The sequence below is a fragment of the Campylobacter concisus genome (assembly GCF_002913865.1).
GTDB lineage: Bacteria > Campylobacterota > Campylobacteria > Campylobacterales > Campylobacteraceae > Campylobacter_A > Campylobacter_A concisus_AM.
On the sequence record NZ_POYX01000135.1, the window covers coordinates 1 to 15,519 of the forward strand.

A 15,519-nucleotide genomic window follows, 5' to 3' on the forward strand; every position below is an offset into this window, starting at 1 on the left:
GTTTTAGAGAGCATTTTTTTGATTAAATAAAAGTTGCTATAATCGCGATAAAAATATAAAAAATGGAGATAAATTTTATGGATGATTCAATACTTGAAGGTGCAGTAAAATTTATGGAAGATGGTTTTTTAGAGCATGAAGAGCTCTTTAAAAGTCTGCAACACAAGCAAGATCCACACACGCTTTTCATATCATGCGTGGATTCAAGGGTCGTGCCAAATTTGATAACAAACTGCCTGCCAGGCGAGCTTTTTATGGTGCGTAATATCGCAAACATCGTGCCACCTTATAGGGTGAGTGAAGAGTTTTTGGCGACCACTTCGGCGATCGAGTATGCGCTTGAAGTTTTAAACATTAAAAACATCATCATTTGCGGACACTCTGACTGTGGTGGATGCGCGGCACTTTATGTTGATGAAAAGAAGTTAAAAAACACTCCAAACGTTAGAAACTGGATCAGGCTAATAGAGCCGATCAAGCGAGAAGTGCTTAAATTTACAAGCGATGATCCAGCCAAAATGGCGTGGCTAACCGAGAGGCTAAACGTTATAAATTCGATCGAAAACATAATGACTTATCCAAATGTAAAAGAGGAGTATGAAAGTGGTAAGCTTCAAATTTATGGCTGGCACTACATCATAGAAACTGGCGAAATTTTTAGCTACGATTTAAAAGAGGGCACGTTTAAACTTCTAGCGGACAAAAGAGGCGAAAATGCGTAAATTTCTAACCATCATCCTGCTTTCTTTCATAACTCTTTTTGGCGCTGATAACAACGTAACGCAAGAAGACGATATCATCAGCATAACAAATCAAATTCAAACCCTAAACAGCCAGATAAACATCATAAAATCTCAGCAAAAAGACCTAAACGCTTCAAAGATCGATAACTCAAATTTGATCACTCTTCAAAATAAAAAGAACGCTCTTTTAGAGAAAATTCCGACCTATGTTATGCAGATCGAAGTTACACAAAGCGATATCAATAAATACAACCTGCAAAAAGAGGCACTGGAAAAAAAGGTCGCAAGACTTGAGAAGCAGTCAAACAAGGATGCCTACATCCAAAGTGCTATCGAGCTTGAGAAGATGAAGGTTGATTACGCTTACTACTCAGCGCTTATTAGCCTTGAAGAGATCTTTAAAAAGGGCGCTAAGGCAAATTCTATAAAAGAAGTGATAGATAATGGACTTTTAAATTTACAGACAAATTCTTATGTAAGTATAAAAGATCTAAAAGACTCACTAAATGACACTTCAGGCTCTTACGACAGCGCCTTTTTTGACCTTGAGCTGAAAAAAGAGAGTGAAGAAGAAATTTTAATCTATCTTAAAAATAACGCCGATCTTCTAAGCTCGAGCATGCTCTTGTCTGAGCTAAATTTAGTCGATGCAGTCGAGTATATAAACAAAACAACAGCCATAAATTCAAGCAAATTTAACATCGGCAAGATCGTTGTTATCGTTGCGATATTTTTATTTTTCGTCTCGCTAACTAGAATTTTAGCCAAGCTCACCTACTGGGTGATGTCACTCGTCGCTTCAGGCGAAGGGGTAAAAGAGGCTAAAAATCAGATCGTTGATATCATCAAAAAGCCGATCTCAGCACTTCTTATCATCTATGCGCTAAACATCTGTATCGGCATTGGATTTTACCCTGTGCCAGTGCCTCTAACGATAGCAAATATCTTTTCTATCATATATATAGTCGCATTTTCATGGCTTGTCCTCACCATACTAAATGGCTACGGCATCGCTATACTAGACAAGATCGCGCAAAAAAGCAAGCGTAAAGAGGTGATAAACCTAGCACTAAAAGTGATCTACGTGATCGTGTTAATTATCACACTTTTACTGATCCTTCAAAAGCTTGGCTTTGATATCTCAGCACTCATCGCCTCACTTGGTATCGGTGGTCTTGCTGTTGCCTTCGCTGCTAAAGACATCATCGCAAACTTCTTTGCATCTGTTATGATGCTCTTTGACAACTCATTTTCACAAGGCGACTGGATAGTTTGTGGCGACATCGAGGGCACGGTCGTTGAGATAGGATTTAGAAAAACAACAGTTAGAAGCTTTGATAACGCCCTTATCTTCGTGCCAAACTCAAAGCTAGCGAGCGATCCTGTTAGAAACTGGACCAGAAGAAAGGTCGGCAGACGCATAAGAATGGTTATTGGCATCGAGTATGGACCAACTACAGAAGAGATCAAAAAATGTGTAAATGACATCAAAAATATGCTGATAAATCACCCAGATATCGCTAAAAGCGAAGATATCGCAGCTAATAAAAGAGGACTAAAATATAGACAAAACATAGTCTCAGTTGATGACTACGCTGGATATAAGTCAAATTTATTTGTCGTGGTTGATGACTTTGCTGATAGCTCGATAAATATCCTAGTTTATTGTTTTGCAAAAACTATCGTTTGGGGAGAGTTTTTAGATGTAAAACAAGATGTAATGCTAAAAATTATGGATATTTTAAAGCAAAATGGTCTAAATTTTGCATTCCCAAGCCAAAGCTTGTATATAGAAAATATCAAAGATAAAATTTAAGGAGAGAAAAATGAGTGATGATTTTGGCTACGAAGAGGTAGAAGAAGACTACTCTGAATTTAACGATGAAGACGAGGATAGTAGCGATAGCTATGACTATAACTACGACGAAAATGACTACAACTATGAAGATAGCGATGAGGATGAGGATAGTTACGACTCGTATTAAAATGGTCTAATTAAATTTAATGGATGAAATTAACGGAGAGAATGCTTGGTACAGGAATTTATAGAGCAAGATAGCTATAAGGCTATCGATGACATTTACAAAACGATATTAAACGTAGCGATAGTAAGTAACGCCTTTGTCTTGATCGTGCTTTGTAGTTTTTACTTTGACTTAACGATCATTTTTATCTGTTTTTTATTTCTTTCTATTAGCACTGCTTTAAGGATTAGATTTAATATCAAATACAGATTTTTAATCTCTGCCATCTTTCAACTAAATGTCATCACCGCAGTTATCGCTGGCGTTGTTGGCATGGGCTGGAGCTCTAATATATGGATAACACTCCTTGGCGTTATCTTTATAAACTACTTTTTGGCTTTTAATCAAAGACTTCTTACCTACTCTGTCTGCCTTCTTGAGCTATTTGTCCTTTTGTGGCTGTATCTTACATATAAAGATAAAGTAGTTGAGATAGACTCCATGGTACAAATAGGCTCAACCTGTATAAGCGTTTTCTTTACTTTTTACTTGGTCTTTAGACTTTCGTTTTTCTCTGACGCGATCACATCTAGTGGCTACAAACAGATCAGCGAAGAGAAAGAAGAGATAGAGAGAATTTCTAAGTATGACTTTTTGACTGGTCTTTTAAATAGGCGCTCGATCGAGAGAACACTTAGATATGAGCTAAAAGAGCTTAGAGAAAAAAGCAGTGACGCAAATTTAGTCGTTATGCTAGGAGATATAGATAACTTCAAAAAGATAAATGACACCTACGGACATGACTGGGGCGATAAGGTCTTAAAAGAGATCGCAAGGGCCTTGCAAGATACTTTTAGAGAAAATGACCACATTTGTAGGTGGGGTGGAGAGGAATTTCTAGTTATCTTGCCTGAAGTTAAAACCGAAGACGTAAAAAAGGTAGAAACCAGACTTGGCACAAGGATAGCGCAGGTAAAGTTGCCTGATAAGAGCTCAGTAACCATGACCTTTGGTCTAGTCCTTTGCGCAAATGGCGTTATAACTGATATCGACACAGTCATAAACAAAGCTGATAAAAAGCTATATGAGGGTAAGAAAAATGGCAAAGACCGCATCGAGTATGAGATCATGAAGGCAAATAAGGACAAAGACAATGCCTAAAATTTCACTTTATATCTCACAAAAGATCATCGTCTTTTCGCTCCTAGCTGTACATACTTTTTACCTAGTTATGTTTTGCCTCATGGGCGAAGAAATTTTGGCTGTGGCAAATATCCTATCTGTTAGCATATATCTTTTTGCACTAAAGATACTCTTTGATAGCGAAGAGAATAACAAGATCGTGATGTTTATCTTGCAAGCAGAAATTTTACTCCATGCCTCACTTTGCGTCTTTATCCTAGGTCTAGGCTGGGGATTTGAAATTTTATTTTTAACATCGACAATTAGCCTCTTTTTCTTATCAGTTAGCTTTAAAATGTTAAGCAGAATTATCTCTTTGCTAGATATCGCGGCATTTTTACTTTTTTATCTAGTGATAGATATACCAGCAAAGGACGATCCTTTATACAAAGAGATATTTTTTGTATTTAACCTAACTGCATCTTGCGTATTTGCTGTCTTAACATCATTTTTGCTAGAGAGCTCAAATTTATTTATATTCTTAGGCATCTTAGAAGAGAAAGAGTCTGCTAAAGCTGTCTTTAACCACGACCCACTAACTGGGCTTTTAAACCGCGCCTCAATGCAACAAATTTTTAGACAAAAGAATTTATTTGACGGTAATGACTTTGCTATCGTGATGTGCGACATCGATAACTTTAAAAAGATAAATGATACCTACGGACACGGCGCAGGCGATGAAGTGCTAAAGAGCCTTTCTAAAATTTTCAAAAACGCTTTTAGAAATGAAGACAGGGTCGCTCGCTTTGGCGGCGAGGAGTTTTTGGCTGTTATCTTTGATGTTAAAAAGGCAAAAGCAGTTAGCATCTTAGAGCGTATCAGAGAGACGCTTAATCAAAATGTCGTTGAATTTGAAAACCATAGGATCATAGCAACGATGACCTTTGGTGTCGTGGCACATAGTGGTAACACTGAGGTAAATATCGAGCGTATGATCAAGCAAGCTGACGAGCTACTTTACGTTGGTAAGCGAAATGGTAAAAATATCGTTATGAGTGCGGATTATGATCCAAGAGGATAAATTTAGAGGCCTAGACCTCTAAATTTTAATGTCCATACATTATGTTTGGTAGCCAAAGTGAAATTTGTGGTATATAAGTAACCAAGATAAGGCCAAAGAACAAGGTTAGCGTCCATGGCAAGCACGCCATGATGACCTCTTTTAAGTTCATATTTGTAAGACCGCTTGCGACAAATAAATTTAGTCCAACAGGCGGAGTGACCATACCTATCTCCATATTTACAACCAAGATGATACCAAAGTGAATAGGATCAACGCCAAGTTGCGTAGCTATCGGAAGCAAGAGCGGAACCATGATCATGATAACGCTTGAAGGCTCCATAAACTGACCCATGATAAAGAGCAATATATTTACAAATATCAAAAATCCTATCATGCCAATATTTGCGTCAAGTATCATCGAAGCGATCGCTTGCGGGATCTGCTCGCTAGTTAGCAAATAGGCAAAAACAACGGCGTTTGCGATGATGAAAAATATCATAGCTGTTGTAAGGGCTGAGTCTAGGCAGATATCCCAAAGATCTTTTATCTTTATATCTCTATAGATAAAAAGTGAGATAAATAGCGCATAGACCGCACTTGCTGCAGCAGCTTCAGTCGGAGTGAATATGCCTCCATAAATTCCGCCAATAACCACAACGACGATTAGAAGTGCCCAAAATGCCTTTGCAAATTTTTGCACTCTTACTTTAAGTGGCTCAGCCTTAGTCGCTTTAAATCCAAGCTTTTTTGCGCCAACGTAGGTTTGCACAAGCATCATGCCACCAAGCATAAGACCTGGCACAACGCCTGCCATAAAGAGCTTGCCGATACTAACCTCTGCCGTTACGCCATAAACTATCATAACAACTGAAGGCGGGATCAAAATTCCAAGCGAACCAGCCGTAGTTATGCCGCCCACTGCGTACTCTTTTGGATAGCCAGCCTCTTTTATCGCTGCAAACATAATCGAGCCAATAGCTACAACCGTCGCAGGCGAGCTTCCAGAGACTGCAGCAAAGATGATGCAGGCAAATATCGCACTCATAGGAAGACCGCCTGGCAAGTGTCCGACCATAGACTTTGCAAAGTCGATGATACGCCTTGCTGAGCCGCCTTTGCTTAGTAAATTTCCAGCCAAAATAAACATCGGGATCGCCATTAGTGAAAATTTATTGATACCATCAAAAATTAGCTGCGGGATCGTAGCGATGTCTATGTCTGTAAAAAATATCATCGTTAAAACGGTGCTTGTGCCTAGCGAAACCGCGACTGGCACGCCTATTAGCATCAGTGCAAAAAGCAGGATAAATAAAAATGCTATTGTCATCTTTTTTCTCCTTAGTCTTTGACCACGCTACCATGAGCTAGCTCGTGTGCTTCGTTATTTACGACATTTGCTGCAGGAGTTAGAGCTACTTTGATAGCCTTTTCAGCCGAGCGGTAGCTAGCTGTGACAAAGGCTATTGGAAGCACTAGCATAGGGACCCATTGAGGTATGCCAAGGTCTATTATCATCTGCTCGATCTCGTGCAAAATTTTAAGATAATCAACCGAATAAACCGCGATAAATATCAAAAAGACAGTTGTTAAAATGTGCGAAAAGAGCAGGCATGCCTTCGCTAGCGCTGGTGGAAATTTCTCCACCAAGATAGTTACGCTCACGTGGATGCCCTTGTTAAAGCCGTATGCTGCTGCAAAAAACGCCGACCATATAAATAAGTAGTTTGATAGCTCGCTCGCCCATGACCAGCTTTTGTCAAAAAAGTATCTAGCCACGACATTGGCAAAGGCTAGTAGCGTTCCACTAGCTAGCCCTAAAACGGCGATAGTTTTATTAAGCGAGACTATCAATATATCAAGAGCGTTAATGAAATTCTTCATTATTTTGTCTCGATTGTCTTTTCTATAAGCTCTTTGCCGATGACATCGTAAAATTTAGGATAGATAGCCTGCATAACTTTTTGCCATTCAGCTTTTTGTGCGTCGTCGATCTTGAAAATTTCTAGCTTTTTAGTCTCTGCTATATATTTTTCAAGCTGAGCTATGACGTGAGCGTCCTCTTTAGCTGTCTCTTCTCTCTCGTAAGCTGTAGCTTCGCTTAGAGCTTGTTTTACATTTGCTTTTAGATCATCTGGTAGTTTGTTCCAAAATTTATCACTCATAACAACTAGATAGCCTAGATATCCGTGGTGAGAAAGTGTAAGAGAGCTTTGAACCTCGTGAAATTTAGAGTTATAGAAATTTGAAAGTGGGTTTTCAGTAGCATCAACTACGCCTTGTTGAAGTGCAGAATAAACCTCTGAAAACGGCAGAACTTGTGGGTTGCCACCGATCGCTTTGATCTGCTCTTCAAGCACCTTTGAGCTTTGGATTCTAAATTTTTGTCCTTTTGCATCTTCTGGAGTGAGGATAGGCTTTTTGCTTGAGCTAAAGTGCTTAAATCCAGCATCCCAGTAATCAAGCGCTACAAAGCCCTTCTTAGTCACAAGACCTTTTAGCTCCTCGCCAACTGCACCGTCTTGAACCTTGTGAAGGTGGTCTGCATCTTTAAAGATGAAAGGTAGGTCAAATAGCTGAAACTGCGGCACGATAGGTGTAAATTTAGAAAAGCTTGGAGCTGCCATTTGAACGTTGCCAAGCTTTAGCGCACCAAAAACTCTATCATCATCAAGTAGCTGAGCTGATGGGAAGACTTGAACTTTTATCTTGCCGCCACTTAGCTCCTCAGCACGCTTTGCAAAAAAGTCAGCCGCCTTGCCCTTTGGCGTAGAAGCCGCGACAACGTGAGCAAATTTGATCGTATAGACCTTATCAGCACCAAATGCTAAGCCACTGATGGCACATGTAAAAAGTAAAGCTTGTAAGAATTTCATCTTTCATCCTTTGTAATAGTTTTGATAGGTGCATTATAAATTTCAAAAATAAAAATTTAGAAATTTTGTTTCATAAATTCACATATCTTTATTTTTATATGTGTATTTTTGTAACATTCTTGATCTAAAAAGGATAGTTTTTGCTTTGTAAATTTAACGTAAAAATTTATTTATCATTTTTATAGAGCATATTTGTTACTTTTCTACACATATTTTTATATTATTTTTTACATTTAGAGAAATTTAAATTTACTTTTCTCTCTTTTACAAAGCCAAATTTGCTCTTTTAGGATATAAATTTCACTCTTTTAACCACAGATTTGTAAAGCAAATTCTCTTATCATTTATAAATGAAAAATTTAGCTTTTATAAAAACGCCCTATTTTTGGCTTAAATTTTAAAAGATTTTCATTCGTTTATCTTTTGTGGCTATAATGCGAAATAACAAATTTTATTATTAAGGAATTATTATGTTTGAATTAAGAAAACTTCCGTTTGACGCAAATGCCAATGCAGTAGTAAGTGCTAAGACCTGTGAATACCACTACGGCAAGCACCACGCGACCTATGTTGCAAATTTAAACAATCTCATAAAAGATACAAAATTTGCTGACGCATCATTTTACGAAATCCTAAAAAATAGCGAAGGCGGCCTTTACAACAACGTCGCTCAAGTTTATAACCACGACTTTTACTGGGACTGCATCGCTAAAAAAAGCGAGATGTCAAGCGAGCTAAAAGCTGCGATCGAGGCAAATTTCGCAAACTTCAAAGAGGAGTTTTTAAAAGCAGCTACAACGCTTTTTGGCTCAGGCTGGGCGTGGCTTGTATTTGATCCGAGCAGCAAAAAGCTAGAGATCGTGCAAACTAGCAACGCAAAAACTCCAGTGAGCGACGGCAAAGTGCCACTTCTAGTCGTTGATGTTTGGGAGCACGCTTACTACATCGACAACTTCAACGCACGCCCAAAATACCTAGAGACTTTCTATGAGAACATAAACTGGGAATTTGTAAGCAAAGCTTACGAGTGGGCGCTAAAAGAGGGTCTTGGCTCAGTTGAGTTTTACACAAAAGAACTTCATAAATAATATCTGGCGGGGCTATCCCGCCTTTAAATTTCTGCTTTTATTCAAATTTAACTATCAAATTTATCATTTTAAACGAGAGCGTAAATTCCCACTTTAGCAAATGACCTTTTTATAAATTTACAACCATCAAATTTATCAGCAAAATCACTTTTTGAAAGATAATGCGATTTTAAACGGCTCAAATTCTCGTTTTGCAAGCGGCTTCTTTTAAATTTAACGCTAGCGCGAGATATCTCACTTTCAAGTTGATAAATTTAGCAGCAATGGGCGCGATATTTACTATTTCAAAAGGAGCAAAATGTTTTTTATGGCGGTCTATTCTATTTTGATAAGCGACTTTTTCTAAGTTTAAAAGTCAGCGCAACTATCTCACCTTTAAATTTATGTTTTTCCAAATTTAAACTACTAAATTTATAAGAAAAACTGCATTACGCACGTGTGGCAAACACAAATTTGCTCACAAAGGCAGCATAAAATAGTAGTTTTGGCGACCGCTCTATTTTTGACTGATAGCTTTTCTAAATTTAAAATAGAAGATAAAAGTCGGCGGTGGCTTTAAATTTTTTGCTTTGAAATCAACCATGACTATTCGCATTCAAAGGCTTTTTTGCTTTAAATTTAACGCAAATCAAGACCAACGACAACTATCTCGCTCTTAAATTTCTCTATTTCAAATTTAAACTACTAAATTTATGATCCAAAGCTACTTAAAGCTTCAAACAGCCCAAACGCAACCAAGACACTCTTTTAACGCACTTGCGCATGCTGGAGAGATATCAAAAATAGCAAAAACTGGCTTTACCACCTATCCTATTACGACCAAATAACTTCCTGCTTAAATTTACGTAGGCTATCCAACCTTGAATTTATCAGCAAAATTTTTAAAAGTGGAGGAAATATCTACTGCTCTAAAATATCCCGAGTAGCTTTTTGTATCAAACAAGGGTGGCTTAAATTCCAAAGTCACCCAGCCAAAATTTATCTTTTTGAAGTGTATAAATTTATACCATTTTGCAAGCGTTTTAGCCCTTCAAGCACCCTCTCACGCTGCGTTGCGATATTCATACGAAGGAAAAATCTATCTCCTCTGTAAGCGTTGCCGTCATTTAGCCAAAGTCCAGCTTTATCACGCAAGAAATTCATAAACTCACTCGAATCCTCGCAAAACGCACTGCAGTCAAGCCACAAAAGATAGGTCGCACTCGATGGCAAAAGCTTCACTGGTAAGCCTTGCTCTTTTATGAAGTTTGCGACGATATTTTTGTTTTCAAAAAGATACTCTCTAAGCTCATCAAGCCACGCCTCGCCCTCGTTAAAAGCGGAGATTGCTGCGATGATCGCAAAGGCATTTGCCTCGCCAACCTCATCGTAGTTGATAGCAGCATTTAGTCTTGCTCTGATCTTTTCATTTGGCGTGACGACTGCAGAGCTTTGAAGGCCAGCTATGTTAAAGGCTTTTGTTGGCGAGATGCACGTGATCGAGTTGTTTTTGCACTCCTCGCTCACGCTGATAAATGGCACGTAGTTTAGTCCTGGATCAGTTATGTCGCAGTGAATTTCATCGCTAATGACCAAAACATCGTGCTTGTAGCAAAGCTCGCCTATCTTTTTAAGCGTCTCTTTGTCCCAAATTTTACCTATTGGATTGTGCGGGTTGCAAAGAAGCATCATGGTCGTTAGCGGCTGAGCTAGCTTTGCCTCGAGGTCTTCAAAGTCGATCTCGTAAGAGCCATTTTTATAGACGAGGTCGTTTGATAAAATTTCACGTCCATTGTTTTTGATGCAGTTAAAAAAGACGTGATAGACAGGCGCTTGCACTAAGATTTGATCTCCTGGACTGCTAAATCTCCTAATAGCAGTCGAGATGGCCGGTATAACGCCAGTGCAAAAGCACATCCATTCGTTCTCTAAGCTCACATTGTGACGTCTTTGCCACCAGCTCTTTATCGCCTCGTTCCACTCTTTTGGGATGAACGAGTAGCCAAAGACGCCGTTATCAAGGCGCTTTTGCAAGACGCTTAAGATCTCAGGTGCAGCCTTAAAGTCCATATCTGCAACCCACATCGGCAAAACGTCATTTTTCATACGCCATTTTGATGAGTTTGTGCCTTCTCTGCTTACTAATGTGTCAAAATCGTACTTCATAGCTTTTCCTTAAATAAAATTTTAAATCAATTATAACCCAAAAGATACTAAGATGATTTAAAAATTTAATACCCAAAAAGGAAAAATGATGAAACTAGCTCAGGCTCTCATCCTAAGATCTGACACGCAAAAGCGCATCGAACAGCTAAAAGTTAGGCTACTTAGCAACGCAAAAACGCAGGAGAATGAAAGTCCAAGCGAGGATCCAAAGCTTCTTTTAAAAGAGCTTGACAAGCTAACTAGCGAGCTTTTTAGGCTCATTTGCTCTATAAATTTAACAAACTCAAGTGCTAAATTTGATGGCATTAGCCTAACTGAGATGATCGCTAAAAAGGACGCTTTAACGCTAAAAGCAAATGTGCTTAGGGAGTTTGCAACAAGCGCTAGTCAAAAGGTCGATCTTTACTCAAACAGCGAGATCAAAATTTTAAGCACAGTCGATGTGTCCGCGCTTCAAAAGCAAGTGGATGCGCTTTCAAAAGAGATCAGAGAGCTTGAGATGAAGCTTCAGGAGGCAAACTGGGCGGTCGATCTAGTAGAGTAAAATTTATGGTAAAAATTTAGCCAAAAGCGAGTAAAAACCATACATTGGCGGCTTGCGAAGACCAGGCAAAAGCTTAAATTTAGTCTTAGCAATCTTACAAATGCAAATTTAAAAAGCACTTTTACTACCACTTACTGGTTTGGCTATATTTTGGGTGGGTTTGGGGAAAATTAATCTTTATCATGTAAAATTTCGTAAATTTTTAAAAAGGAAATTTATGAAACTAGACACTCTCATCGTAAAAGGCATCGAAGCTAAAAACAACCCAAACAAAGCGGTCGTTCCGCCAGTATTTTTAGCTAGCACCTTCGTGCAAGATGACCTTGAAAATTTTCAAGAATTTGCCTACTCACGTGGCAACAACCCTACAAAAAAAGCATTTGATGATATCTTTGCTAAAGTCGAAGGTAGCAAATACGCATTTAGCTTTGGCTCAGGCATGGCAGCAACAGCAGCTGCACTTAGCCTTATAAAAACAGGGCAAAAGGTCCTGCTAAATAGCAACGTCTATGGTGGCACATATAGGTATGTCACGACTGTTTTTGAGAGTCACGGCATAAAGAGTGAATTTATAGATGATCTAAATTTTTTAAGCGAAGATGACATAAGCGATGACGTGGCAGCTATCTTCATCGAAACTCCCTCAAATCCTCTCTTAAGAGTGACTGATATCGCTAGGATCTCAAAGATCGCTCACAAAAAAGGCGCTCTAGTCATCGTGGATAATACATTTTTGACGCCTTACTATCAAAAGGTGCTTGAGCACGGAGCTGACATCGTGGTATATAGCGCCACAAAATATATCGGCGGACATGCTGACGTGATCGCTGGTATCGTCACGCTAAACGATGATACTTTGGCTGAAAAGATAAAATTTGCCAAAAATACGCTTGGTGGCATCATCAGTCCGATGGACGCATACTACCTAATACGTGGGCTTAAAACTCTTAGTGTTAGGTTTGACAGACAAACGCAAAATACCCATAAAATCATCAAATTTTTAGAGGATAGTGACGCCGTTAGCGTGGTGCATTTCCCTGGCTCATATAGCGAGCAAGAGGCAAAGATGCAAGCAGCTCAAGCAAGCGATATCGGCGCTCTTATCTCATTTGAGCTTGATGAAAAATATGATGTAAATAAATTTGTAAAAGCGCTAGAAATTTTTGATCTAGCAGTGAGCCTTGGCGGCGTAGAGAGCCTTATCTGCAGGCCTGCAACGATGACGCACGAGGCATATCCAAAAGAGGTGCTAGATAAGATCGGCATAAAGCAAAATTTGCTTCGTTTAGCCATCGGCATCGAAAATGTCGATGATCTAATAGCTGACCTTGATCAAGCGTTTAAAAAAGCTAAAAGATAAGGAGAAATCATGGCAACTACAAAATTTAAAGGCAGTGAGGTAAATTTAAGCGGAAACGAGCTATTTGTCGGCTCTTATGCGCCTGAAGCAAGAGTCGTAGCGCAAGATCTTAGCGAATTTAGCGTGGGCGGAAATAATGGCATAGAGGTGCTCGTCTGCTTGCCTTCACTAGATACTGGCGTTTGTGCGGCAGAAGCACGTAAATTTAACGAAAAAGTAGCTGGCAAACAAGGCATAAAACTAAGCATCATCTCAAACGACCTGCCATTTGCGATGGGGAGATTTTGCACGACTGAGGGCATAGCAAATTTACGCGTGGGAAGTGACTTTAGATACGGCGAATTTGCCCAAAACTACGGCATGCTAATGAGTGAGGGCGCACTAAAAGGCTTGCTTGCAAGAGCGATCTTTGTTATCAAAGATGGCGTAATAATTCACAAGCAAATCGTCCCTGAAGTGACAGAGGAGCCAAACTACGACGCAGTTTTTGACGCGATAAAACAAAGCGGCGGATGTGGTTGTGGCTGCGGCTGCCATTAAAATTTACTATGCAAAAAGCCCAGCTATGATGGCAAAGAGCTGACTGCCTGTCACCACTAGGTCACCAACCTCTTTTACACCCCTTAAAACTGGCTTTATAGAGGCTAGTTTTAGGCTAGAGCTTGGTTTTTTATGCTCATCTGGCTCTGGCAAGACTTGGGTTAAGTTTGCATATTTCTTGATGATCTCTACCACCTGTTTTATCTCATCTGGCAAATTTTCATCCAAATTTTTAGGCAGTGAGATATATAAATTTTCGCGACTTCTAGTTAGCAAGACGTAAATTTTCCTATAAAAAAGCGCTCTTTCATTTTTATATATAGTCTGCAAAAACGGTAAAAAGTTGTGGATGATGACATTTTGCGCCTCAAGGCCTTTAATGGACTGTATCGTCAAAACCTCTACACTTTTGCCCTCTGGCAAGACACTCTCTTTTATGGCACTTACAGCGATCTTGCTGCTACTTAAAACGACGTTTGTTTCGCCATTTGGCAAGGAATTTAGGCACTTTTTAAGCTCCGCAAATTCATCAAACTCAGCCACTTTTATGCTGCCATCTTGCAAGATACACTGGATGTCTGAGATGAAGTCTTGATTTAGATAAAAGCTCTTTTTATAATAGTCATTTATCGCAGAGTCCTTTTGCAAGATCTCAAATGCGCACCTAGCGATGTTTGAAGGCGTTCGGTAGACGTTTTTTAGGTTTTTCACGCGCCCTCTCATATCGATCTTTTCAAATTTAGGATTGTGAAAGATATCGGCGATGTTGTTCATCGTGTATGTGTAAAATTTCTGCGCTTCGTCGATAAAAAATATGCAGTCCTTTATCTCCTCGTAGATGACGCGCATAAAGCCAGCTGGCATATCCTGAGTCTCGTCGCAAAGGACGTAGTCGATCGGGTGCTTTGCAAGGTGAGCTTTAAATTTCACTCTAAACTCAGCAATCGCTTCATCGGTTTCGTAAATTTGATACTTTTGGCTGATATTTGTATTTTCATCCATGCCAAGCTTTGTCTCGTCAAATTCTATGCGTTTTAGCAGCGAGATGATCGGATAAACGGCGATATTTTTGTTTATAAATTTATCGCCAAAGCTTGATTTGATATTTTGGGCCAAATTTTTATTAAAACAAAGCACGAGAAATTTCTCATTTTCGTCACGCTCAAGCCTATTTGCGACAAAATTTGCAAGTATCATCGTCTTGCCAGTGCCTGCAACGCCTCTGATCACGCGAAAACCGCCGGTGTAGCCATTCATGATACTAAGCTGCTTGTGGTCAAAAAACATCACCTCATCTTTCGTGATTATTGGGATTATCTTTTGTTTTAGCCTGCTTTGATTGACAAGCATTTCTGAAATTTTAAGAAACTCTTTTTTGTTTGGTAGCGTGCTTATAGAGGAGTTAAAAAATTTAGCAAAGATGTTCTCGTCTGTGAGATCGTCCTTGAAAAAGGTGTGATTTTTTAAATTTAAATAGCTTGGATTTTTCGCGTAAAATTTACTAGCCTCAGCCTTGCTAATGGAGGGGAAAATGACCCTATACTCGACATTTATAGGCACTTTTTTGAGTTCTGACTCTATCTTTGCAAGAAGCATTCTTTGATAAATTTTTACCTGATCGTAGGGGTTATTTTCGTCCATTTGCTCAAGATCATCCCAGTTTTTCACCTCGATGACGTAAATTCCAAGTGCTGGATGGAGCAAAAGCAGGTCGATCTCTCTAGATGAGCCAGCAGGATCGTCGATGCTCGCCTTTGGGATGAGATAGTAGTTTTCATCGCCCTTTTGGTTTAAAATTTTACCGATAGCCTCGAGCACATCGGCCTCACCCTGCTCACCTTTAAATATCTTACTAAAAATACTTTTTATGTTCATAAATCACTCCTTTAAATTTTTAACAACTTTGCTATTTTATAAATTTTAATCTTAGAGTTTGAAGCGGTTGAGCTATCAAGCTAGTTCTTTTTTTGATAATATGGGCTCCAGCTAACCAGCAGAGTGGTTTTAATCATTTAAATATAAGCCCTATCCTACTTTAAATATCCAAATATCAAGGTTTTACTACACACTACGACAC

General features: G+C 39.1%; 15 protein-coding genes. 10 read left to right on the forward strand and 5 right to left on the reverse strand.

Annotation, left to right across the window (positions count from 1 at the left end):
- The first annotated feature begins 77 nt into the window (after positions 1-77).
- The 5 genes from CYP77_RS08850 to CYP77_RS08865 are packed head-to-tail and all read left to right on the forward strand — an operon-like array spanning position 78 to position 4,910.
- On the forward strand, positions 78-722 hold the full coding sequence (locus tag CYP77_RS08850) for a carbonic anhydrase (protein ID WP_021086289.1): 645 nt from the start codon (positions 78-80) through the stop codon (positions 720-722).
- Complete coding sequence (locus tag CYP77_RS08855) at positions 715-2,559, forward strand: mechanosensitive ion channel domain-containing protein (RefSeq protein WP_103567069.1); 1,845 nt, start codon at positions 715-717, stop codon at positions 2,557-2,559. Before CYP77_RS08850 ends, CYP77_RS08855 begins: the two co-directional genes overlap by 8 nt.
- A gap of 10 nt (positions 2,560-2,569) precedes the next feature.
- Complete coding sequence (locus tag CYP77_RS10055) at positions 2,570-2,728, forward strand: hypothetical protein (RefSeq protein WP_181001436.1); 159 nt, start codon at positions 2,570-2,572, stop codon at positions 2,726-2,728.
- Between the two features lie 45 nt (positions 2,729-2,773).
- Positions 2,774-3,868, forward strand: coding sequence for a GGDEF domain-containing protein (locus CYP77_RS08860; RefSeq protein ID WP_103567068.1), 1,095 nt, complete (start codon positions 2,774-2,776; stop codon positions 3,866-3,868).
- Positions 3,861-4,910 carry a GGDEF domain-containing protein gene (locus CYP77_RS08865; RefSeq protein WP_103567067.1) on the forward strand — a complete coding sequence of 350 codons (1,050 nt, stop codon included), beginning with the start codon at positions 3,861-3,863 and terminating at the stop codon, positions 4,908-4,910. Before CYP77_RS08860 ends, CYP77_RS08865 begins: the two co-directional genes overlap by 8 nt.
- Positions 4,911-4,935: 25 nt before the next feature.
- Here the strand turns inward: CYP77_RS08865 and CYP77_RS08870 are convergent, their stop codons facing one another.
- Genes CYP77_RS08870 through CYP77_RS08880 form a run of 3 tightly spaced genes read right to left on the reverse strand, consistent with a single transcriptional unit; the run spans position 4,936 to position 7,765 of the window.
- Complete coding sequence (locus CYP77_RS08870; protein ID WP_103567066.1) at positions 4,936-6,219, reverse strand: TRAP transporter large permease; 1,284 nt, start codon at positions 6,217-6,219, stop codon at positions 4,936-4,938.
- Positions 6,220-6,230: 11 nt separating this feature from the next.
- Positions 6,231-6,773, reverse strand: a complete 543-nt coding sequence (locus CYP77_RS08875; RefSeq protein WP_002941662.1) for a TRAP transporter small permease — start codon at positions 6,771-6,773, stop codon at positions 6,231-6,233.
- The gene (locus CYP77_RS08880) at positions 6,773-7,765 is read right to left on the reverse strand and encodes a DctP family TRAP transporter solute-binding subunit (protein ID WP_021089263.1); all 993 of its coding nucleotides are present in this window, start codon (positions 7,763-7,765) and stop codon (positions 6,773-6,775) included. The genes CYP77_RS08875 and CYP77_RS08880 overlap by 1 nt, the downstream gene beginning before the upstream one ends.
- 470 nt (positions 7,766-8,235) lie before the next feature.
- Here CYP77_RS08880 and sodB point away from each other — a divergent pair, with 470 nt between their 5' ends.
- Positions 8,236-8,853: a superoxide dismutase [Fe] gene (sodB, locus tag CYP77_RS08885; RefSeq protein ID WP_012140576.1), complete on the forward strand. Its 618-nt coding sequence runs from the start codon at positions 8,236-8,238 to the stop codon at positions 8,851-8,853.
- A gap of 692 nt (positions 8,854-9,545) precedes the next feature.
- On the forward strand, positions 9,546-9,680 hold the full coding sequence (locus tag CYP77_RS10245; protein ID WP_258032439.1) for a hypothetical protein: 135 nt from the start codon (positions 9,546-9,548) through the stop codon (positions 9,678-9,680).
- Between the two features lie 151 nt (positions 9,681-9,831).
- On the opposite strand, the gene CYP77_RS08890 is transcribed toward CYP77_RS10245, so the two are convergent.
- The gene (locus CYP77_RS08890) at positions 9,832-10,998 is read right to left on the reverse strand and encodes a MalY/PatB family protein (protein ID WP_103567804.1); all 1,167 of its coding nucleotides are present in this window, start codon (positions 10,996-10,998) and stop codon (positions 9,832-9,834) included.
- Between the two features lie 88 nt (positions 10,999-11,086).
- Here CYP77_RS08890 and CYP77_RS08895 point away from each other — a divergent pair, with 88 nt between their 5' ends.
- The 3 genes from CYP77_RS08895 to tpx all read left to right on the forward strand — a co-directional run bounded on the left by CYP77_RS08895 (position 11,087) and on the right by tpx (position 13,442).
- Positions 11,087-11,542 (forward strand): DIP1984 family protein, encoded by a 456-nt coding sequence (locus CYP77_RS08895; RefSeq protein ID WP_103567803.1) that lies wholly within the window; start codon positions 11,087-11,089, stop codon positions 11,540-11,542.
- 217 nt (positions 11,543-11,759) lie between these two features.
- Positions 11,760-12,902: a trans-sulfuration enzyme family protein gene (locus CYP77_RS08900; protein ID WP_103567802.1), complete on the forward strand. Its 1,143-nt coding sequence runs from the start codon at positions 11,760-11,762 to the stop codon at positions 12,900-12,902.
- A 9-nt stretch (positions 12,903-12,911) separates the two neighbouring features.
- Positions 12,912-13,442, forward strand: coding sequence for a thiol peroxidase (gene tpx / locus CYP77_RS08905; RefSeq protein WP_103567801.1), 531 nt, complete (start codon positions 12,912-12,914; stop codon positions 13,440-13,442).
- A 6-nt stretch (positions 13,443-13,448) separates the two neighbouring features.
- Here the strand turns inward: tpx and CYP77_RS08910 are convergent, their stop codons facing one another.
- Positions 13,449-15,317 carry a nuclease-related domain-containing DEAD/DEAH box helicase gene (locus tag CYP77_RS08910; RefSeq protein WP_103567800.1) on the reverse strand — a complete coding sequence of 623 codons (1,869 nt, stop codon included), beginning with the start codon at positions 15,315-15,317 and terminating at the stop codon, positions 13,449-13,451.
- Positions 15,318-15,519: the final 202 nt, after the last annotated feature.